Annotated in this window: 14 protein-coding genes; 4 read left to right on the forward strand and 10 right to left on the reverse strand. The window is 46.4% G+C overall.

The genetic code is table 11. The annotated features are described in order from the left end of the window. Positions 1–258 precede the first annotated feature (258 nt). The 3 genes from ACO0KZ_RS18705 (at position 259) to ACO0KZ_RS18715 (ending at position 5416) form a co-directional block, all read left to right on the forward strand. Positions 259–3192, forward strand: coding sequence for a TonB-dependent receptor (locus tag ACO0KZ_RS18705; RefSeq protein ID WP_422998018.1), 2934 nt, complete (start codon positions 259–261; stop codon positions 3190–3192). A 91-nt stretch (positions 3193–3283) separates the two neighbouring features. Next, positions 3284–4630, forward strand: coding sequence for a pectate lyase family protein (locus tag ACO0KZ_RS18710; protein WP_422998020.1), 1347 nt, complete (start codon positions 3284–3286; stop codon positions 4628–4630). Further along, a complete protein-coding gene (locus ACO0KZ_RS18715) occupies positions 4631–5416 on the forward strand; it encodes a sulfite exporter TauE/SafE family protein (RefSeq protein WP_422998022.1) in 786 nt (261 codons plus the stop codon). Between the two features lie 87 nt (positions 5417–5503). On the opposite strand, the gene ACO0KZ_RS18720 is transcribed toward ACO0KZ_RS18715, so the two are convergent. The 10 genes from ACO0KZ_RS18720 to ACO0KZ_RS18765 form a co-directional block, all read right to left on the reverse strand. Then, positions 5504–7339: a glycoside hydrolase family 28 protein gene (locus ACO0KZ_RS18720; protein ID WP_422998024.1), complete on the reverse strand. Its 1836-nt coding sequence runs from the start codon at positions 7337–7339 to the stop codon at positions 5504–5506. A gap of 74 nt (positions 7340–7413) precedes the next feature. Beyond that, positions 7414–8649, reverse strand: a complete 1236-nt coding sequence (locus tag ACO0KZ_RS18725; RefSeq protein WP_422998026.1) for a DUF4861 family protein — start codon at positions 8647–8649, stop codon at positions 7414–7416. Positions 8650–8671: 22 nt separating this feature from the next. After that, complete coding sequence (locus ACO0KZ_RS18730) at positions 8672–10087, reverse strand: glycoside hydrolase family 88/105 protein (protein WP_422998028.1); 1416 nt, start codon at positions 10085–10087, stop codon at positions 8672–8674. 531 nt (positions 10088–10618) lie between these two features. Then, complete coding sequence (locus tag ACO0KZ_RS18735; RefSeq protein ID WP_422998030.1) at positions 10619–11317, reverse strand: FadR/GntR family transcriptional regulator; 699 nt, start codon at positions 11315–11317, stop codon at positions 10619–10621. 440 nt (positions 11318–11757) lie between these two features. Further along, a complete protein-coding gene (locus tag ACO0KZ_RS18740) occupies positions 11758–12414 on the reverse strand; it encodes a methylamine utilization protein (protein ID WP_422998032.1) in 657 nt (218 codons plus the stop codon). An 11-nt stretch (positions 12415–12425) separates the two neighbouring features. After that, entirely contained in the window at positions 12426–13310 is an 885-nt protein-coding gene (locus ACO0KZ_RS18745; protein ID WP_422998034.1) for a hypothetical protein, read from the reverse strand. After that, on the reverse strand, positions 13297–15708 hold the full coding sequence (locus ACO0KZ_RS18750; RefSeq protein ID WP_422998036.1) for a putative bifunctional diguanylate cyclase/phosphodiesterase: 2412 nt from the start codon (positions 15706–15708) through the stop codon (positions 13297–13299). Before ACO0KZ_RS18750 ends, ACO0KZ_RS18745 begins: the two co-directional genes overlap by 14 nt. 572 nt (positions 15709–16280) lie before the next feature. Beyond that, positions 16281–17420, reverse strand: a complete 1140-nt coding sequence (locus tag ACO0KZ_RS18755; RefSeq protein WP_422998038.1) for a glycerophosphodiester phosphodiesterase — start codon at positions 17418–17420, stop codon at positions 16281–16283. Further along, positions 17420–19816, reverse strand: coding sequence for a TonB-dependent receptor (locus ACO0KZ_RS18760; RefSeq protein ID WP_422998040.1), 2397 nt, complete (start codon positions 19814–19816; stop codon positions 17420–17422). The genes ACO0KZ_RS18755 and ACO0KZ_RS18760 overlap by 1 nt, the downstream gene beginning before the upstream one ends. 511 nt (positions 19817–20327) lie before the next feature. After that, a complete protein-coding gene (locus ACO0KZ_RS18765; RefSeq protein WP_422998042.1) occupies positions 20328–20762 on the reverse strand; it encodes a lysozyme inhibitor LprI family protein in 435 nt (144 codons plus the stop codon). Between the two features lie 205 nt (positions 20763–20967). Here ACO0KZ_RS18765 and ACO0KZ_RS18770 point away from each other — a divergent pair, with 205 nt between their 5' ends. Then, the gene (locus tag ACO0KZ_RS18770; protein ID WP_422998044.1) at positions 20968–21768 is read left to right on the forward strand and encodes a hypothetical protein; all 801 of its coding nucleotides are present in this window, start codon (positions 20968–20970) and stop codon (positions 21766–21768) included. Positions 21769–21807 lie beyond the last annotated feature (39 nt).

A 21807-nucleotide genomic window follows, 5' to 3' on the forward strand; every position in this document is an offset into this window, starting at 1 on the left:
TTATTGTTTTCCTGAAAGTTGTCTTTAAAGAAGCATCTTGAGCCGTTTTTCGGACTGGTTGCCTATTTTGCTACAACAATAGTTCTCGCGCTGACCGCGGAAACAATTTTAGAATTGGTTCAAAGTTAGGTAGATAGAAATGTGTCTGGGTTTAACTCGCGTTCGCGATATAGATTGATCACCATGCCGTGGTGAGGCATCAGAGACTATTCATACACTAGCTTACTCACAATAATTCGAGACTAAAGGAATACGATCATGCGCAAGACGAACTTGAAACAAAACATAGGGCGATTCGCCTTCACCAGCACAGTTCTAGCGATGGCAATTAGCAGTGCTTACGCTCAGGATGCTAAAAAGAATGATGAACAGCTAGTTGTCGTTACTGGTTTGCGAGCATCTTTAGAGAGCGCATTAAACAAAAAGCGCGACGACAACGGTATTGTTGATGTCATCAAGTCTGAGGATATGGGAAAATTTCCTGACACCAACCTGGCAGAATCCCTGCAACGCATTCCTGGTGTTGTAATTGATCGCGATGCCGGTGAAGGTCGCAGCATTACTGTGCGCGGTTTGGGGCAAGATTTTACCCGTGTTCGTATCAATGGGATTGAGGGCTTGGCGACTACTGGCGGTACGGATAGCTCAGGTGGTGCGAATCGCTCACGTGGCTTTGACTTTAATGTATTCCCTTCTGAATTGTTTAATTCCTTGACGGTACGTAAGAGCGCTTCTGCCGATGTGGATGAGGGCTCGCTCGGTGCAACTGTCGATTTGCAAACCATGCGCCCGTTTGATCTGCGTGGCTTTAATGCGACTGTGATGGCAAAAGGTCGCTACAACGATTTGTCACAGAAGACCGACCCGCGAGTTGGTTTCTTAATTTCAAATACCTTTGCAAACAATACTTTTGGTGCTTTGCTATCAGGCGCATATTCTAAACGCCGTGTTTACGAAGAAGGCTTTAGTACTGTGCGGTGGGACAATGGTCCTTCATCTGGCGGCTGGTGTTCACCAGTTGGCGTGACGCCTGCCAATCCTGCTACCACTGCGACAACGTGCGGACCGACTGCGCAAGGTGCCGCACGTTTGCCAGGTACCGCTGAAAATATCGCAGCCTATAACTTAGCCAGTTCAGCCAATAATTTTGTACCGCGCTTGCCACGCTATGGTCGATTGACCCATGATCAAGATCGCCTGGGTTTAACGGCGTCACTACAATATAAACCGCAACGCGGTACTACTTTGTCTTTGGATTTGTTGTACTCCAAATTGGATGCGACACGCCAAGAAGATTTCTTGGAAGCGATTTCTTTTAGTCGTAGTGCGAGCCAAGGTGGTAAACCTCAAACCAGTGTTGTGAAGACTGAATATGCACCAAATGGCGCTTTGTTATACGGTATGTATAACGGCGTAGATATTCGTGCGGAATCTCGGTTTGATCAATTATCCACGACCTTCACTCAACCAACTTTGACTCTGGATCATCAGTTCAGCGACACTTTCCGTATGAATGCACGTGTTGGTCGTGCTACGTCTAAGTTTGCCAATCCTATACAAACCACGACGACCTTAGATGCATTGAATGTGAATGGCTATGCGTTGGATTTCCGTGCAAATGACCGCATGCCAACAATTACTTATCCGTTCGATGCTGCATCTGCCACCGGTCCTATGACCTTGGTCTCGGTACCGCAAGTGACGACGGGCACGCAGCCGACCACGGTAACCAATACATCGACCAGTGAAATTCGGATTCGCCCACAAGGGGCAAACAATCGCAACGATGTCGCCCATGTCGATTTCTCTTGGGACGCGATTGAAGACAAACTGACTTTACGCGCTGGTGCTGACTACAAAAAATATACCTTCGATTCTTATGAGTCACGTCGCGTCAATCAAAATGACACGATATTCGCACCCAATGCAGGCACGAGTATCGCCAGTTTGACGACTCAATTAACAGGTTTTGGTCGTGGTCAAAATTTACCAGCAGGCACACCAACGTCTTGGCTTATTCCCGATCTGAATGCAATCGCTAAAGCTTATGATATTTACTGCAATTGCCTAAAGAGTGGTCCTGCAGGTGGCCCAGGTGATTTCACTTTATCGTCGATTACTAATGGCAATGCACGTGGCAATAACCGTGCAGTGACCGAGAACGATAAGAGCGCATTCCTCATGGGTGACTTCACGAACAATATATTCGGTTTCCCCGTGCGCGGTAATTTTGGTGTGCGCTATGTACAGACTGAGCAGATCGCAACCGGCTATCAAGCAAACGCCGGCGGCACGGCGGTCACTGTACGTAATTCCTACAATGATGTTTTGCCTTCATTGAATATCGCATTAAATCTATCGAAAGATTTCATCGCACGCTTTGCGGCAGCTAAAGTGATGGCGCGTCCGCAACTCGGCAATTTGAATCCAGGCGGGACGATCTCAACGACGGGTACGCTGTCAGTCACCAGTGGTAATCCTTTGTTAGAGCCATTCCGCGCCGATACCTTTGACTCTAACTTTGAATGGTATTTTGGTAAAAATGCGTTCTTAGGTTTAGGTTTGTTCCAAAAGAATATTAATACCTACATCCAAAGCATACGCACGAACGTCGCCTTTAAAGATACGGGCTTACCTATGTCTTTGTTGCCATCTAATTTCACAGGCGAAGAAGTATTTCAGGTTACGGCACCAATTAATACCAAAGGTGGTAAGTTGCGCGGCTTTGAATTGAATTATCAACAGCCATTCACTTTCTTGCCAGCTTGGGGCAAGAATTTCGGGACATTACTTAACTACACCTACGTCAATTCCAAAATTGAATATGTAGTCTCGCCAACCAGCGCGGTGACGATTACGGATGACTTGCTCAATTTGTCGCCGAAGTCTTGGAATGCAACGCTCTACTATGATGACGGTGCTTTTAGTGCGCGTGTATCCGCATCAAAACGTTCTGCGTTCCTGACTCGTGTTCCAGGTCAAAACAATAATGACGTCGAAGGCAAAAATGGTACGGTCAATGTTGATTTGTCGATGACTTACAAGTTGAATGACAAATGGGAATTTAGTTTTGAAGGAACTAACTTGACGAATCAGGCGAATGATCAATTCATTAGCCGCGCTCGAAATAGCGTTGTTGTGAATAACGTCACAGGTCGTGAGTTTTTGTTGGGCGTACGTTACAAATTCTAAGATGGTATGAAGTAGCGATGACGCGGCTTAACGAATGATTTGTTAAGCCGCGTTATTTTTTTATACGCACAAAATAAAAAGGGAAATAGTGATGAATAGATTGCGAAATATGTTGATGCAGAGTTTGTACAGTTGCTGCCTACTATTTACATGCCTAAGTTTGGCGTTGGTGCCCGCAACTGCTTTTGCAAGTGACTTGATAAAGGTGCAAAAAAGGTACGTCTATCCCAACGAAATGGCATGGGTAGCATCGATACACGGTGGGCGCGGCGGAAAAATACTACGCGTGACTAATTTGCAGAAAGAGGGACCGGGATCTTTGCGTGCAGCGATAGACACCAAAGGACCACGCGTGATCGTTTTTGAAGTGGGAGGTGTAATTGATCTCGAGCGCAGTGTTTTACAAGTGACCGAACCCAATCTCACGATATTGGGGCAAACCGCACCAGCGCCTGGAGTTACTTTGATCCGTGGCGGGATGAATATCCGAGCGCCACAAACCATTATCCAACATCTGCGCGTTCGCACAGGCGTTGACGGCCAAACTAAAACGAGTGGTTGGGAAGTGGATGGCATCAATATCTCGGCAGCGCATCATGTTTTGATTGATCATTGCAGCATCAGTTGGGCGATCGATGAAAACATGTCGGCATCTGGGCCGCGCTTTAAAGGTGAGACGCCCGACGATTGGCGTAATGGTACCAGCCACCATGTCTTGTTCTCGAACAATCTAGCGGCAGAAGGATTAGCCGAAGCCAGTCATAGCAAGGGCGAACATTCGAAAGGCAGCCTAGTGCATGACAACATCACGCAGATCGTTTTTTACCGAAACATCTGGGCGCATAATGTTGAACGTAATCCTTTGCTAAAAGGTGGTGTACAAGCGAGTGTGGTGAATAACTTGATTTACAATCCACGCGCCAAAGCGATTCATTACAATTTGATGGCCTTGGAGTGGGGTGAGCATGAATATCAGCTGGGTAAGTTGAATGTAGTCGGCAATGTGATGCGCGGTGGTTTTTCGACAGAAAAAGGTTTGCCTTTAATAAGTATCGGTGGAGACGGCGATCTTGCGTATTTTGAGAAAGACAATATCGCGGTTGATCAATTCGGTGCGCCTTTGCCGATGTTAGGTCGCTATGGACAAACTCGAGCCCAGTTGTTGCTGAGAGAGACACCTATCGATTGGCCTGATGGCTTGCAAGTGATGCCAGCTAAAGATGTAGAAACAGAATTGCTGCGTTATGCGGGGGCTCGCCCTTGGGATAGAGATGCGGATGATATTCGTGTTCTGTACTTTATAGCGGAAGGGCGCGGCACGATTATCAATGATGAGCGTGAAGTGAGTAGCTATCCGAAAGCCAAGATGACGCAGGCGGCGTTCAATGAACAAGATTGGGATATGGTTAATGGAATACCGAAAGCGGCATCGCGATGAATGAGTACAAGTATCAAGTTAGCTGTGGATGGTTTTATGCATGAAATGAGTTTGCTAGCTTGGATAGTCTGTGCCCTCGCTATTTTGATCACTGGTATTTCGAAATCTGCATTTGGCGGTGCATTGGGAGGCGTGGGCGTACCTTTGATGGCAATGTTTTTATCACCGCGATTAGTCGTCGCAGTGTTATTGCCGATACTTTGTGTCATGGATGTTTTCGGCGTGAAGGCCTATTGGAAAAAATGGTCGATTGACGAGTTGAAAATCATCTTGCCTGGTGGAATACTCGGTATCGTTTTGGGTTCGTTCGCGATGGGTGTATTTTCTGACAAACTTATCAAAGGCATGATAGGCGTCATTGCTGTGGCGTTTATGTTGGACAGGATGTTTCAGTTGCGCCAGCGTCTGCGTTGGCACCAACAACCAGGTAAATTTTTTGCCCGCGTTTGCGCAACGGTATCCGGTGTCACTAGCACTGTGGCACATGCGGGTGGGCCACCCATTTTGGTCTACTTGATGGCGAAAGATCTGGCGAAGGAGCAATTCGTCGCGACCACAGCGGTCTTTTTTACCGTAGTGAATGCAGGCAAGTTATTGCCTTATATGGCACTCGGTTTTTTTACTTTGGATAGTTTGCAAATCGCAGCTTGCCTGGCGATTTTTGCACCGCTCGGTGTGTGGATGGGTTTGCATGTGTTGCGAGTGATTCCTGAGCGCTATTTCTACTCCTTAGCGACTGGATTGCTCGGAATTTCTGGCATCAAATTGATCTATGATGCGCTGTGATTAGTTGGAAGTAAAACCTTCTTTTATTTTTAATATCTTCATCATTAGACTGTGCAAAGTGCGCAGTCTAATGATATCGAAATAAAACTAAGTCGATAAAGTCTCGGTGTAAGTTTTACCGTTAATTTTGATGTTTTCCAATTGCAGATTCTGCACATGATGCAAGAACCAAGGCGCAATTTGATTGCGTACTGTACCGAAATCACAGTTGCGAATACTGACATTCTGAATTGGTAAAATTGCTTGTTTAGTCTTGCCGTTGTAGCTTGATGCGACAGGGCCCAATAACACAAAAGCTTGGTAAGCAGAATAATTGCCGCCATCAATATTCACAGTACCGACGTTGACGTTTGAAATGTGGATGTCAGAAATTACCGGTGGACGAGTACGTACGCTATCGTCAGCGGGCGCGTAATCGCAATCGATAGTTATGACCGCACCAGCACTAGAGGAAACCGTCTGCACTGGAATTTGCGAGTCAGGTAATGGCTTATAGAAGCTGGCAGTCGTCTTTACACCATTCGGTATCGTGATATTGCGTACGTAAAAATGTCGCAAAAAGCCACCGCGATTCATATTGGTTTTCATACGTATCGCTGTGTTCAACGCATCCTTATCCCAATGCATGTTGCGGAAATCCAGATCTTGCGCGTAGATATGTTCGATACCCGCCGCCATTTCGCTACCTAAGGTGACCGCACCGTGACCACTATTCATCACGCAATGTTGTATGACGATATTGCGTGTCGGGCCAAACTGGGTATCGCGGTTTTTGCCAGATTTGATCGCGATGCAATCGTCACCTGTGTTGAAAGTACAGTGATCAACTAACACCGTGTCACAAGCTTCAGGATCGAAGCCATCGCTGTTCGGCCCCATACTATCCATGTTGACTTTACTGATGTGCACATTGCGGCATTTGACTGGGTGATGCAACCAGAATGGTGCTGCTTGGATTTTATAGCCTCTTAATTCGACATTAGTACAGCCGATTAGCTCTATCATGCACGGGCGTAGATAATGGCCGACTCCGAGAATGCGCGCTGAAGTCGGAATGCCGAGTTCAGACAATACCGGTAAAAAGCGCGAATCCGTACGCCATTTTTCACCGACGCCTTGGACTAATTTCTTTGCTTCTTCGGTCAGCGATGGTGCTAATAGATCGAGATTTTCTGGATTGTTCGGATTCACATTCACTTCGGAGTTGAGGATAGGTTTCTTAGGATTTTTTCTACCCTTCCAATCCCACCAATTGCCCGAACCATCTTCAAACAAAGTACCACCTTGGCCATCTAAAATACTGCTCCAGTCTTCGCCGGTGATAGCAATATTATTCTCACCATAGGCATACACCATGGGTGAATAGTTTAAGCAGTCATTACCTTGCCAACGCGAGATGACCAGCTTGCCATTTTTACCGCAATCGATATCGCCATATTTTGCATAGTCGGCTGGATTGGCGCTAAAGAATACATGGGCATTCGCTGCCAAATGTAGATGCACATTCGAGCGTAAACGGATGGGGCCTGCGCAATACCAATTTCCTGCTGGGATCAGAACTCGACCACCACCTACTTTGTTGCATGCTTGTATCGCTTGTTTAATCGCTTGGTAGCAATCGTGCGAGTTAGGTTTTGGTGTCAATACCTCGCTATCAATTGCGCCTTCGGTATCCGATGCGATTTGCGCGTTGGCAGTGATGACCTCACAAGTCTTCGCGCCAAATTTCGTAATTGGAAAATCACGCTTGGCGAATTTGATGGGTTTGGAAAACTGTTTGACGATGCTCGCAGCACGTTGCCATGGATCGTTTTCTGTTGCGTTTGCAAGTTGCGAGAAGCTGAGAGCTGGGATGCCGAACAAGCTGGCGGCGCTGGAGAAGCGCAGTAAGCTGCGGCGTTTGAGATTGATGGAAGTTGTCATATTTTTTTGAATTGGTAGTCTGTGATGTTTTAAACACCCCTCTCCCGCTTGCGGGAGAGGGGATAGTCCGGCGCTCATTTCTTACTAGCACTTAAACTAACTCTGATCGGATCTTGATAACGCGCAGCCATCTTATTCAGATACGCATCCCATTCTTCCTTAGTCTTAACATCACCCCAACGCTCCCAAATCGCACCAGCGTAATAGGCCATCGTTTTGCCGCTGTGAACAGGAGCCAAAATTAAATGATTCAAGTTGTCCTCGGCATATTCATTGGCGGTCGGCAAAATAATCGCGGTGCCGAATGCACCTTTAGTCGTCTGCTGTATCCATTGTGAGAGTGAAGTTGTCTTAAGATTTTTTTCAACACTGATTTTTGGTTCCTGACCTTTGTCCGATGGGGTCTTATTTAAACCCACAGCCGCGGTCAATGCAGTACTACCTGTGTACTGAAAAGTACTTTCTATTTTGTCGAGATAATGACCAGCATCTACCGTGAACCGCTTGGTCTCGGTCATCGCTACGCCTGCGGCATCCCAGCTTTGATAGCTAAGTTCAAACACGGTACGTACTGGGCCATTGGCCAGGATTCTCCATTTTTCATAATTGATGCTGGTGTAGAGTTGCTTGCCATCCCAGATGCCAGTGCCACCGCAACCGCGCGATTTGCCGACGTTGTACATGTCTAAGCCTTCGCCTTCATCTTTATGATAATGGTCGTGACCTTTGTTATACCAGCGATCCACGATAGGGTAGGGTACGCGCTTAAACCAAACGTCGATGCCGCTGGTGACTAAGACTTCTTTGGTGACGCCAACAGGCGCTGTTGCGGCTAAGGCCAGACCATAGGTGCGATGGCCGATTTTGTCGTTTTCCCAAGCAAAATCATCGAGCCGTTCGGGCACATGGCGACCGTAAGCTTTGGTTTCAAATACGGGCGCTACTGTGTCGATTTTTTCTATTGTGAAATCCGCAGTTTTTTCACCAGCTGCGAAGTTGTGTTGGAAGATCAATTCACCATAAGCGATACCTACGCCTTGCGGGTCTTTTGCCTGTGGCGCGACATTGGTGACTTGATACGGCAATATTTTGCCGTGTTTATCTTTGACGGCGATTTTTTGGATTAGGGCATTAGGCAAATATTGATTCACCTGTGACCATGGAATCGTGATGGTCTCGGATGGGCGCGCATCGTTTAATTGATGGGTGACTGTGACCGTTAATCGTTCTTGTGCTTGGCTGTTCATGGCAAGCAAGCTAAGTGGAAGCAGACCTAAACTGAGTGCAATGGCTTTATATTGAAGACGCATAATAGGGATCCTAAAGTGTGATTTAGTGATGTTCACGATAGTCAGTTTTATCCGCACCCGTCGGCACGTAATGATACGTTCTGACTTTATGCTCGACATTGAAAGCTGGATTTTTCAGCATCTGCAAAATCTCTGCACCCGCCATCAAGGTAGGTCCATAGCCGTGTAAGGCTTCAACGCTGGTCGGACGGTGATAGTAGTAAGTCTGGTCGCTGGCAAAGGTCGTGCCTACGCATATCCCTTCGATCTCACCTTTGTCGGTGATGCGAGTGGATAAACCTGCCCAACCCGCTTGGGCAATAGATCCCCAGGTACTAGGACTGATCCAGCCCTGATTCACTGCATGTGCAATCGCGTACACAAACATGGCACTGGCGGATGTTTCCAAATAAGAATCATGGCGGTCTAACATTTGGTGCCATAGACCTTGACCTGATTGCTGTTCAGCGATGCCTTTCAAACTCAAACGTAATTGGTTCAAGACTTTAGGGTAGCCAAGATGATCTTTCGGTAAAACGTCAAGCAAATCCGACATTGCCAGCACGGCCCAGCCGTTAGCACGTGCCCAATAGAAGCGTGGTGCGTCGGGGTTATTTGCATTCCAGCCGTGCGTGTATAAGTTGTTTTGTTGATTGAACATGTAAGCAGACATTTGCAAAACATTGCGTACTGCATCATCAAAATAGGATTTGTCGCCGGTTAATCGACCTATTTCGGCCAATGCAGGAACGCCCATATACATATCATCCGCCCACAGAGACACCGCTTGTGGACGTTTGCGTGCCAGCGTGCCATCGCTTAAGCGGAATTGCTGCTTACTGACCCAATTGCTGCAAGTTTGTATCATGTCATTCAAATCTGGGCCAATTTTTGCAAGGCGAACGCGTATCAATGCGGCACACATGGAGCCAGCATCATCTAATGAGCGAGGATCTAAAAAACGCGAAAAGCTATTACCACGTTCTAGGTGAAATTGATCTTCCTGAGCTTTGAAATAAGGCTTGGTTTGTGCAAAGAAGCCAAGGTGACGCTCGGTCATGTCGGTAAAACGTTTGTCATTGGTTGCTGCACGCACTTTCAACAGAGCAGAATGGACCACACCCATCTCATAGACCATAATGCCGTAATCACCCTTACTCGGTTCAAAGACCGCTTCCTTAATAGGCTTCTTAAAATCGGTGATCACTGCGCCGGTCGATTTGTTAATGACACGCGTTGGCGTAGTGGACTCAAGATAAGCGCGAATTCTATGTAGTGCATCAGTAACTTCCTTAGCGACCGGTTTCTTGTACGGCACAGGGTAAGTGCCTTCACCAGAATCGGCCAAGTTAGGATTGTCGGGGTTACGGAACTTGCGTTCCTTATCGTCAGCAAATGCGGCGTTTTGGATAAAAAGAGTGCAAAGCACGGCGCACAACAGTTTTGCTTGAAGTTTCATAGTCGTCTCTAGTCTAGTTTTTGAAATTGGTGAGATATTTGTATTTGGTCAGGCCATTTTAATGTGGTAAGACCAAATATGCAATGTGGACTAGCCGAATGTGGTCTTTTTGAAGAAGAATATTTTCAGATAAGTATGCGATTTCCAAGCATAAGGCACTTAGTTGTCATCATAGTCAATTTGGTTTGAGGTGGGAGCGCTAGACTGTGTGAACGTAGCACAAATGGTTTCCCGAGAAGGACTTTATCTGAGAGTGCTTGAACAGCGCTTGTGAATGCTTGCTGTGAAGAAGTGTAGGATAGTAGGAAAAATTGGCGGGCGGGATAGAATCCAAAATGAGCCGTGAGCCCGATGGAAACTATGTTCCCGCCCCTTCAAGGGGCGGGTTAGGGGGGGGGGATGGGTTTGATTCGAGAAAGAGTTACCGTTATTTCCTCGACCAAAACCCATCCCCATCCCGGCCTTTCCCTTGAAGGAGAAAAGCGAGGTAATTTAAAAGATCGAATCTGATTTACTTTGCACCAACTGACATTAACCGCGTGAGAAAGTCCGGCTAACACGATCCAGATGGGCACGCATCGCTTGTTTCGCACCATTCGCGTCATGTGCGGCGATCGCTTCCAAGATGGCGCGATGGTCAAGCAGGGTTTGCTTGCGTAATTCTTCCGTCTGAAAATGCTCTTTCAATTTGTGCCACAAGCTGCCGCGTTGATTCCATAGGTATTCAATCACACCAACCAGTGCACTATTACCCGTGGCACGCGCGATCGCCAGATGAAAATTTCTATCTGCCATTTCGTTCTCATTGCGATTATCGTGATGGCGTTCCATTTCAAGAACGGCTTTCAGGATGGCATCTATCGCCGAGTCAGTCGCATTTTTGGCAGCAATGGCTGCGATCTCAGATTCAATCAGACGGCGTGCTGACAGTACTTCAAAAGGGCCAGGGCCGACTTCCAAAACATCCGCATCGGCCTTGGCCTGCTCACTTACATAGACGCCGGAACCGCCGCGTACTTCGACGATGCCGCCCAGTTCTAAGGCGATCAAAGCTTCACGCAAAGAGGCGCGGCTGACATTGAGTTTGCTGGCTAAATCACGTTCAGACGGCAGGCGTTCACCGGCAGCGATGTTCTCCTCTTTGATCAGTTGTTGAATGCGGGCGGAGACTACGCGATACAAGCGTGGTTCAGGGGTGAGTGTTTCGACTGCAGCAGCAACTTTTTTCATTGAATCTAAGAAGGTAAGAGAAGTAGATGGGGATAAAAAATGACAAGGTTTATTCTAAATTGGTCTGTCCAATGTCGCAAGCGCTGTCGTCGTCTCCGAACCTCAATTCGCGATTAAATCCGACGATGGACTTGGCTTTGTGCCAGTTGTATGGCGCCTTCTCAGATTATTGTGTGCTGGCGCCCCATTACTTGGTATCGCCCCACTTTTTCTTTGTGCTTGCTTTGCACCAAGCAAATGTCTGGCTTGGCTAGTGTATTTTCAAAAAGCTTAGCGTTAAAGGCAAATAAATCTTCTGAAATTTTGTCGTGTGCAAGTATTATTCATATTGAGCGCAACGGCAACAGAGAACGTTGATAGAGATTGAGTTTGAACACAAGTTGGGTAGCGTCGGTGTAGGTTCTTGGAAATTCAGCTCTCTGCAAATAAGTTAATACACCCTAGTATCCCGGGCCTTGACTTGAATTTTTACGAGAAATTCTTGTGACAGGTTTGACATTTATTTGCCAATTGAGTTGGCCGGTACTCTCATCATTGATGCTCACCTGTTTGCCAGTTTCCCCAGCAATCATTCCCATTCCTGGGTGCCAAATACGTATTTGGTAGTCGCCTTCTGGTAGTCCTTCGATCAAAGCTGTACCGTCCGCTTTCGATTTAGCAAAATAGGGTGTGTCAGCGACATAAATATACCCAAGCATCCAATCATGAATATTACAACCAAGAACAACGATGCCTGGTTTATCTAATACTACTGGTGCTGCGGATTTACCTGAATAGAGTTGGATTTCAAATGACTTTGTCGGAGAAAACGAATACACATGGTGACGCACATTGTCTTTATTGGGGAAAAATATTTTCGATCCTGCGACGACAGGTTTGACGTAAGGCATAAACTCTTTATCAATCTGATCCACCACCTCATCCTTAGGTTTGAGCCGTGGCATCTTTGAAGGATCTACTGGCGTAAGTAACAGCACTGCATCTCCTACTGGTTTAGCGTGTTGATCCTTAACAAAGACGCGAAGTTCGCCTGCGTGTGCTAAGCCTGAAAGGAATAAGCAGATAGCCGCCCATCTTTTGAACTTTAAGATTTGCATTGTATGAATCCTTAAAATTGATAGCTGGCACTTAGACTAAGGCCATGACGTTGATAATTCATGCCCGCTGGAATAGTAGTCCAGTTTTTTTGAAGATTTAAATTCACGGACCAGTTGGCATCGATGCTGTGGGTGAGCCCAGCCGATAAAGTCTGTGTACTACCATCTAAGCGATAGGTATTTCGATTCACCCCAAAACTCTTATCAGGGTGAATCGCACGAGCAATCGTGTAATTGGAATTCCAATCAGCCTTGGTCGTGACCAAGACATCTCCTTGGCGCACTGCATAACTAATATTCCAAATGCTTGATTCACTCTGGGCGAAATCAAGATTGAGTTTGTAAATACGATTGCTAGTTTCAAACGTTGTTCCAGGCAAGTTGTACTCAATGCGATCTTGATGATCTGCATGATTTTTCTCATTAGCGAGCGAAGCCCATAAATTAAAGACTTCAGAAAGTCGTTTACTGGCTTTCAATTCAATTTGGTGCAATGTCCCATTGCGCTCTTTATCGCGAAAGGCCTGACGCTCTAACCCAAACCCCAGACTTAAGCTAGGCGCATACGGCCCTAGTCCAAATTTATTTTTTCCACTGATCTGTAAGCCAGCACCAGTGCGGCTTAATCCTGTGAGCTGATTGAAACTTTCATTTGATAACTTGGCGGCATACGAAAAATTGAGATTGCTATCGTCGATAAAATGCTGTTTGCCGATGGTAAAGCTCGTCATTAGACTGCTATCGCCAACGATATAGGGCTGCTTCGCATTTCCAAGGTTACTGTCGTAACGTAGGCGTGTATCGAATTGCGCGAAACCATCTGCATGTGCCGTCGATGTAGTAGCGGCGACGAGCAAAGTTGCGATGGATAAAAACAGGTGTTTATGGGGCGACATGGTTGGCCTCTGCTAGTGGATGGCGATGAGGTAAGGGCGTAAATTTCCAATTTGAATTCTGTAACCATAGGATTAATTTTTCAGGGGCTAGCGGACGGCTAACAAAATAGCCTTGGATGGAGTCGCAGCCCATCGCCATCAAAGCATCCCAAGTTGCTTGATTTTCGACGCCCTCAGCGATCACTCGTAAGCCCATGTTATGCCCTAAATCAATGGTGGATCGCACGATCGTCGCGTCGTCAGGGTTATTTTCCATATCCGTAATGAATGATTTGTCGATTTTGAGCTCATTTACCGGCAATTTCTTTAGATAGGCAAGCGAGGAATAGCCCGTGCCGAAGTCATCAATCGACATATGTAAGCCACTTTGATGCAATTGATTTAATACGTTCATTGCGCCTTCGGGATCGGTCATGATGGCACTCTCGGTGATCTCAAGCGTAAGCCAATCCGATGAAGCATTGTGGGCCTGCATGAATTGTGCAAACTTTGCGGGGAGTTTTGCATTCAATAAATCACGCGCGGAAATATTCACAGATATAGCTAAGGGAAAACCCATCGTTTGCCACGCTGCGCGTTGTTCGAGCGCGCGCTCGATAACCCATTCGGTGATGGTCGCAATAAATCCTGTGCTTTCAGCGAAGGGAATAAAATGATCTGGAGGAATGATGCCGCGTTTTGGGTGTATCCACCGGATCAGTGCCTCGACCTCGCTAATCGTATTGCTGCGCAAATCCACCTTAGGTTGATAGTAAAGCTGTAGCTCATGGTGCTCGATCGCATGCTTTAGTTCCGCCATCAAGGATAAATTTTGTTGCGTTTTGCTCTCTAAGCTTGGGTCGTATAGAGCAAATCCGCTGTTGCTACGCTTCGCGGTATACATCGCCAATTCAGCGTGGCGCAGGAGTGCATTAAAATCCGTGCCATCGGTCGGAAACTGCACGACACCAATACTGCCGCTGGCGATGAGCTGATGTCCTTCTAGGGAAATAGCTTGGTCAAGTGCCGACAAAATAAGTTGTGATAATTTGATCGTTTCGTCTTGGTCTGTCGTTGGAATAAAGATACCGAATTCATCGCCGCCAAGGCGTGCAACAAGCGTACGGTTTTGATCTAGTGTTGCTTGTAAGCGTTGCGAAATTTGTTGCAATAGCAAGTCGCCGATATGATGCCCCAGGATATCGTTGACCTCCTTAAAACGATCAATATCAATCAGCAGAATAGAAAAAGTCGTCGCCTGCCCAGCCGGATCGCTGATCGCTTCGTTGACCGCTATATTGAAAGAGGTGCGATTGGCAAGCCCGGTCAATCGATCACGATAAGCAAGCTCGCTTATTTTCTCTTCACGGCTTGCAATCCCTTTGGACATGTTTTGAAATGCTGTCGCAAGTTGTCCGACTTCATCATCTCTCGAAACGACCATCGCTTGAGAATAATGCCCCGCTTCGATGTCTTGTGCGACTAAACCTAAATCCACTAAAGGTTTGGAAATATTTCGTGCAATTTTATATCCCGCAATCAAGGTCGCCATTAATGCAAAAAAACCAAGTGCAGTAAGAATCCAGCGCAAATTAAAAAGAGGTGCTAAGGCAACATCAAGTGACTGTTGCAAAACCGTAATCGCCTCTGTGCCATCATCGATCTTGAGATGATCAATACGCGCCAAATACTCTTCCTTTGCAAGTTTTAATACTTTAGTGCTGGCTCCAGACGTTTCTGAAACTTTTTTCATATCACTGGATAAATCAGCAACCCGATTTGCACTAAGCGTGGTCGCAAGTACGTTTAGACGCTCTTGTCCCGAGATCGGCGTCAAAAAAGAAACTTCCAGTCCAGTCAAATCTTTCAGATTCTTCGCAAACTTATCATCGATGACAAATCCCAGCGCTAACCAAGCAACAGGGAGCGGAGCCATCACAGGAACGACAATCAATTGGTAAAGCTTGCCGTCTAACATCACGATAGACGTAGTTTGCCCATGTTGCTCGGCACGCTTGATTAGTTCTGGAAAGGGGAATTTCTGATCAGGAGTGTTGCTGCGAAAGGTATCGGCGATCAGGCGATTATCAGGGGCGACTAACATAGATATGTCAGCATTAATTCGTCCACCATGATTGAGTAACACAGAAACAATCGTATTGTGATCACCCGTTGCGGTTGCTTTGATAAATGCAAAATCTGATGTCAAGATACCAGCCGACTGTGATAGTCGTTTGATGTTGTCTTTTCGTATGGAATTAAAAAGACGTTCACCTGCTAACAAATTATTTTCGACCGCTTCGTTCGCGCTCCGAGAAACCACTGTATTTACCACCGCTAGCTCGATAACCAACACAGTTGACAGCAACAGAGAAAAGGCAAAGATAATCCGTGTATGCAGTTTACGAATACGCACCATGTTAATCCCGATAGCGGCAAAAAAGACAGATTCGAATAAGTCACATGACTTAATGCAAAGAACTATCATAGCGCACTATTTGTGGCTAACAAAGGGAGGATGTGGTGAACTTGGTATGTGTGTTAGATGTCAGGGCAAAAACACAAAAAAAAATATCTTAGGCATATTTTTCTCCGCAGGTAGCTATTTTTGCTGAAATGCAATGCCAAGCTTATAGCGGATCTGATTCACCAACAGTAGAATGCTTATAGGCTATCGAATTCAAACGCTTAAATAGCCTAGGCCTCTTGATCAAAGATTTAGACTGAAGTTGGGTTTGAGCTAAGCCGCAAAGCTTGAGTAATTAGGGTAGTCACAGCTAATTTACGAATAGCTGGATCATATTTATCAGACATAAGTATTCAAAGGCACAATACAGTCGGGTTCAATGCCGCACGCTAGCGCGACATTGAAAGATATGCAAAAGCTGGCTCGTCGACTTTTGGCTTTGCATAGTCTAGATTTGTTGCATCTGCGGGTTAAGTCAATTCTATGAGTTATCAACTATCCATTTCCCCTAAAACCTGCTTGGTTTAAGTATCGATTGCGATGCGTCCTAGCGCTGAATCATCACTAAAAAAGCCATCAATGCCCGCCTCGATATAGCGCTTCATTTCGGCAACTGAACCTGCTTCGTTGCGTGCATAGATCCCGGCCTCATTGCGGAAATCTGCAGCGAGAAAAATGTTCTCAGGTCGGAAGGTCCATGCATGCACAAGCAAACCTGCTTGATGAGCATTAGCGACAAATGAGGTCGGCGCAGCAAGGCGCTCATCATTACCCAAGGGAATGATAGCGCGAGTAGGTGGCGCGATAACGTCGGCATAACTGGAGATTTCTTTCATACCCGCTGGCGTAATCATCTGCGCGAAAGTGGTGCTGCCGCCAGCTGCAACGACGTCACTTGGTCGAATTGGCGTGTTCAACACCAATTGCATCAAGCTCATATTTGCTGGGCGCCCTAGCTTCTTGCGTAGATACTTTAAATTTGCCACTTCGAACGATTGAATTTCTATTGGCGCGCGACGGCTATATTCGTGTGCAAACAGGGTGGATACAAATCGATCCTCCATCGGCAAGCCAACGCTGGCAAAGTAAGTTGAACTTTTCAGTTCTGGAATAATGCCGATGATACGTCCACGTGTGGCCGATTCTGCTGCGACGTAATCAATAATTTCTTCGAACGATGGAATCTGAAATTGGCCGTTATAGGCACAACTGGCTGTGCGAATGGTCGACAGTCGCTCTACTGCGCGCAGTTGTTTCAATTCGGCTAAAGTAAAGTCGTCTGCAAACCAACCGTCATGGGTTTCACCATCGATGGTTTTCTTCGTGCGCCGATTGGCGAACTCTGGCCGAGTGCCAACGTCTGTCGTTTCGGACAAATAGTTCTCATGACGCGCCACCAAAACACCATCTTTTGTCATTACCAAATCGGGTTCGATGTAATCGGCACCGTCCGCGATGGCTTTTGCATAGGATGCGAGCGTATGCTCTGGACGTAACGCACAGGCACCGCGATGCGCAAGCAGCAGCGGCTTGGTACCAGCATTCAGGCGGCCATGCTTATTTTGAGCGAAGCTCGGTGCCGCTGTCAGTAGAGCGCCGGCCGCTGTGGCTTTGAGGAAGCTACGACGAGCTTGTGAGCGCTGCGAGAGGAGAACGGCCGCCATTAAAAATCCGCCTTCAATGTCAGGAAGCCTTGACGGGGCGGGATAGAGTAGCTCGCATAGCTACCACTAGCAACATAACTACCGTTGATTTGCAATATACCCTTGCGGTCTGCCACATTCGTTAGCGCCAGTGTCCAGCGTAAATTTTTTATGAAACTCGTTGGTACAGGTAATTTTCCAGAGACGGTCAAACCGAGTAAAAAATAGCTCGGAATGGAAAGGTCATTGGTGTAAGTGGCATAACGACGGCCCACATAATCGCCTGATAGTTGCACCTCAGTGTTACCGAAATTCGCCGTCGCGACAAACTTGTTCATCCATTCAGGTGAACCAGGAATCGACTTGCCTGCGGTCGGCACTAAACTGCTACCGGAAGTGTAGTTGTCTTGGTATTTCGAGCTGTTGAAAGAGAGTGCATTGTAGAAAGAAAAATCACGCCCAAAATGTAGTGTGCCTGCGATATCAACACCGTTGGTTTTTACACTGCCAACGTTGGCCAACAGGGTCGTGCCGCCGACGAAGGAAGTGATAATTGGGTTGGAACTAATCGCCAACAAACGATTGCTGAAGTCGACATGATAGAGGTTGATTTGCCCTTCAAAACTAGTAATTGGGCCGATGTTAAGTTGGCGATTGTCACGCAAACCTAATTCGTAAATGAGGGAAGTTTCTGGCTTTGCGGTATCAGCAAATAGTTTGAAAGCCGGCTGGCCGGCTAAACTCCAAGGAGAAAGCCCACCTGCACCATAGGTCACAAATTGACGCATATTTTTTTGTACGTTAGCAAAAATTTGGCTGTTCGGGGAAACATCCCAGCGCACACCAATTTGTGGCAAGAACCACTTCTTGGTATCGATTTCGCCTTCTGGTAAACCAGTCGACCCGCTGCCTATCGCTGCTGGCAACTGTTGCACTGGGAAGGTGCCTTTTGCAAATTGTAAACTAGATTTAAAACCAGCTTGGAGACTTAAATCTGGGCGCAATTTCCAATCATCTTGAATGTGAAATTGCACGACTTCGTTATCGATTTTGCTGGCGTATTGGGTGATGATGGGTTTGGCCAAATTGCCTGGACGTGTGTACGGTGAACTTGGATTGTTCACATCGAGAGCATACCAACGACGATAAGTTCCTGATCGATTATGTTCATACCACGCGCCCGCTTCGATAGAATGATCGCCCAACTCTAAACGCAAAGTAGAAATAAAACCATCACGGTTGATGTTGTACTCGGTAGTGCGTGTGGCGTAACCGGAATTGCCGAACAATTGCTTCAAATTTTGATTCGGGTAATACACAGCGAACAAGCCTGGCAAGCCCGCTTGATTAATCGGTCCTGCGACGACGCCGACGCCGTCATTGTGATGGTAATAATATTGATTCGACCAAGTTAAATTGTCGCGCAAGAAAGCTTCGTACTTGACATAGGCCAGTTTGTCGGTTCGTTGTGCATCGCTGTAATAGTTTTGAAAATTCGGCCCAACTGAAGCTGGCGGTGCGCCACCTGCACTCAAATATGCCAAAGCTGCTGCAAAGTCTGGATACAAAAATGGTCGTGTGTAAGGAGAAACAAGATCAGAACGATGCAAGATGCTGTCTTCGTTCGGTTCGGTCTTGTCGGACCAGTCCGCGAAGGCAGTGAACTTACCGGATTCGGAATTGTGGATGAACTTGGCGTTGACTTGATCGTTACTCTGAATGCCATTGAAATCCCATGCCTTGGCTTTATGATGAAGCGCAGAGATATAGGCGCTATTTCCATTACCAAGATCGCCAGTATCAAAGCGGACGAAAGTGCGAGAAGCGCTATGACTACCAACAGTCTGTTGCAAATTCACGTTACGCTGTGCGAGCGGATCGCTCGAATAGGTCTCGATCGTGCCGCCGAGATTGCTGGTGGACGCTGTACCAAGATCACCCGCGCCCGTCGCCAAAACCACACGACGGACGTTTTCACTGGTGACCGCACGTTGTGGTGCTAAGCCATTGTAGTTGCCGTACTGCTGGTCGCCCAAGGGAACGCCATCCATGGTGTAGCCTAATTGTTGACCATTAAAACCGTGTACGAACAGGAGTAAATTTTGTTCATTATTACCCCATGGATCGGCCGTTTGAAAAGATACACCAGGCAAGGTCTGTAAGGCCTTTAAAGGATTGACACCAGGCAGAATTTTTTGAACTTCAGTGGAACTCATGGAAACAACTGAACGCGATTTTTTGGAGGAAATTTCGACTGTACTGACAGCAGTTGGATCTGTGCTCGCGGCTATCAATTGTGTGGATGCCGTGGTGGCGACGTCCTGCGCCAGCGCAATATTTCCCTGTACAGTGCACAAGGTCGAGGCAGCAAAAACAATCATGTTCGATGTACGTGGTTTGATAAAAAGCTTGTGCATAATGATTCCAATTAGAGAAATAGGTGGATATTGAAAAGAATTGATTTCAGTAAACTCGGCCGAAGTCTAATTGACATGTATGACACAATGGTGACGTAGCCCAATTGTGTAAAAAAAGTTTCTCTATTCCCGATATTTGCTCTGTTGCGCGTAGCGCCAAGTCGTCTAGTTTCTTAGACGGCGAAGTCAAGCGAGTTGTCGCCTAAATTAAATAATCTCAAATTGAACAATCCTGAATTGAATGCTACCAAACAGTTTTTTTAAAAGACCCGAAGCGGGTAATTCTACTTTCCTTAAATCTCTGCCTGCACCGACGATGGCGGACGAGATACATGTGCTGCAGATATCGTATTCAGAAACGTTTTTTTCCATCGACTGATTCGTTGATCATCAAAATGGGGCGCTTTGATAGGATTTCATGATGCTTTTTGCGCTTGTATTTTAGATGCTGTCGCGCTTTGTAGTCGTCACTTTACATTTGCAAATGAACACTCGGGAGAGTCCGTAGTTTCTAATCCGGATTCCAATTCAACAATTCCTTAGTTCGTTGCTCCGTCCGTTCGATCAAACAGCCGAGATGCACGACGCCACGTATAGTGCCTTTCTCATTGAGCGTATATTTGGCTTTGCAATCAGTGTCGCGATATTTGATCCAATTTTGCTGTGCTTCCAACAATTGCTTTTTGACCTCGGTGTAGTTGATATCATCAAACTTATCTGTTGGGGCAAGCTTTTTTATGAGCATTTGATAGGCGGCGTTGAGCGCTTTGTCTTTCTTTGCTAACTCAGACTTTGCGCACTCGTTGATTTCTATTGTATTTGCTTGCGTTTTGCACGGGTCCGCCGTGTTAGTTTCTGCGTAGGCATTTGCTGTCAAGTTAGGGCTCAAGCACATTAAACTGAGTGCGATGGCGTTGGTAGCAATGAGGTGCGATGTTTTCATCATTATTTTTCCTTTCTGCTCGTGTGCTATGTGTTGATGATCTCATTGTACGAGAGATTGGCGTCGTTCACTCTTCAGATACTGTTGAAGTCGATTAGTTGTTGAGATGGATTCGCCTGAGAATTTTCCATTGCAAGGCCTTAATACAGAAAGATCGCCCTATAATCGATTGTAAAATTAACTATTTTAATTGATCAAGAGGTAAGTAATGCTAAAACTCGGGAAGCTGTTCTCTTCGTTAGCTTGTTTGTGTTTTCTAGTCTTTGCAGCATCGTCGGCGCAGGCACAAGCAGCTGCCCCAACATCAAATCAAGCGCCGACTCAAACCCAGACTCAAGAGGGTGCAGCAAGTAGCACAGAAGCGCGTGTCGAAATTAGTTCATATAAAGGGCCGGAATTGCGTTCGTATGCGCAGATGTTAAAAGGACTGTTGGCGTATCAAGAGAAGCGCCTGCATGCACCCGATTCTGAGTTGTATTTCATTTTGATTCCGAAGAAAAAAGAAATGCGCTTAGAGGGTTTGACGATGCGATTGGCAAGCGATGAGACTTCAACCACGATTCCCATCGACACAGGCGGTAAGTTTCAATTGCCTTTGATCGAGCTGAAAAACGATAACGAATACGATTTGATTTTGAATCGACCCAAGGGGCAGTTCTACATTAAGCCCTACGTAAAAAGTGCGAACTTAAATCAAGATACCAAACGCATGGGCGATTTGCGTTTGGAATGTCAGGTACGTTGGGCGATCGAAAAACAAGACGTGTCCTTGGTATTTAGCGCTTATGTGAAATTGATGTCTTCAGGTAATCCATGCGAGACAAAAAACGTCGCGGTGTTTTATTTTGCACCGACGGGTGTTGAGGCGGTGACGTTTGATGCACCCAAAAAGAAGTACGTGATACCAGTGAATGCAGATGGTAAATACACCTTGCCACTTGAAGATAAGTCTATCAGCGATGATGTTTTGGTGTCTTTTGTAAGGAAAGCTGCTGCTCACCAAGAGTAAATTTCAGCTAGGTTGATCTTTGGTTTTTCGATAGACTCA

This window comes from Undibacterium sp. Di24W, from assembly GCF_049340325.1.
In the GTDB taxonomy this organism is placed as follows: Bacteria; Pseudomonadota; Gammaproteobacteria; order Burkholderiales; family Burkholderiaceae_D; genus Undibacterium.

Coding starts and splice junctions, on each gene's coding strand:
- ACO0KZ_RS18750 (WP_422998036.1), bottom strand. CDS start 15,708: ATGGTGCGTATTCGTAAACTGCATACACGGATTATCTTTGCCTTTTCT.
- ACO0KZ_RS18755 (WP_422998038.1), bottom strand. CDS start 17,420: ATGGCGGCCGTTCTCCTCTCGCAGCGCTCACAAGCTCGTCGTAGCTTC.
- ACO0KZ_RS18740 (WP_422998032.1), bottom strand. CDS start 12,414: ATGCAAATCTTAAAGTTCAAAAGATGGGCGGCTATCTGCTTATTCCTT.
- ACO0KZ_RS18770 (WP_422998044.1), top strand. CDS start 20,968: ATGCTAAAACTCGGGAAGCTGTTCTCTTCGTTAGCTTGTTTGTGTTTT.
- ACO0KZ_RS18715 (WP_422998022.1), top strand. CDS start 4,631: ATGAGTACAAGTATCAAGTTAGCTGTGGATGGTTTTATGCATGAAATG.
- ACO0KZ_RS18760 (WP_422998040.1), bottom strand. CDS start 19,816: ATGCACAAGCTTTTTATCAAACCACGTACATCGAACATGATTGTTTTT.
- ACO0KZ_RS18710 (WP_422998020.1), top strand. CDS start 3,284: ATGAATAGATTGCGAAATATGTTGATGCAGAGTTTGTACAGTTGCTGC.
- ACO0KZ_RS18745 (WP_422998034.1), bottom strand. CDS start 13,310: ATGTCGCCCCATAAACACCTGTTTTTATCCATCGCAACTTTGCTCGTC.
- ACO0KZ_RS18720 (WP_422998024.1), bottom strand. CDS start 7,339: ATGACAACTTCCATCAATCTCAAACGCCGCAGCTTACTGCGCTTCTCC.
- ACO0KZ_RS18735 (WP_422998030.1), bottom strand. CDS start 11,317: ATGAAAAAAGTTGCTGCTGCAGTCGAAACACTCACCCCTGAACCACGC.
- ACO0KZ_RS18765 (WP_422998042.1), bottom strand. CDS start 20,762: ATGATGAAAACATCGCACCTCATTGCTACCAACGCCATCGCACTCAGT.
- ACO0KZ_RS18705 (WP_422998018.1), top strand. CDS start 259: ATGCGCAAGACGAACTTGAAACAAAACATAGGGCGATTCGCCTTCACC.
- ACO0KZ_RS18730 (WP_422998028.1), bottom strand. CDS start 10,087: ATGAAACTTCAAGCAAAACTGTTGTGCGCCGTGCTTTGCACTCTTTTT.
- ACO0KZ_RS18725 (WP_422998026.1), bottom strand. CDS start 8,649: ATGCGTCTTCAATATAAAGCCATTGCACTCAGTTTAGGTCTGCTTCCA.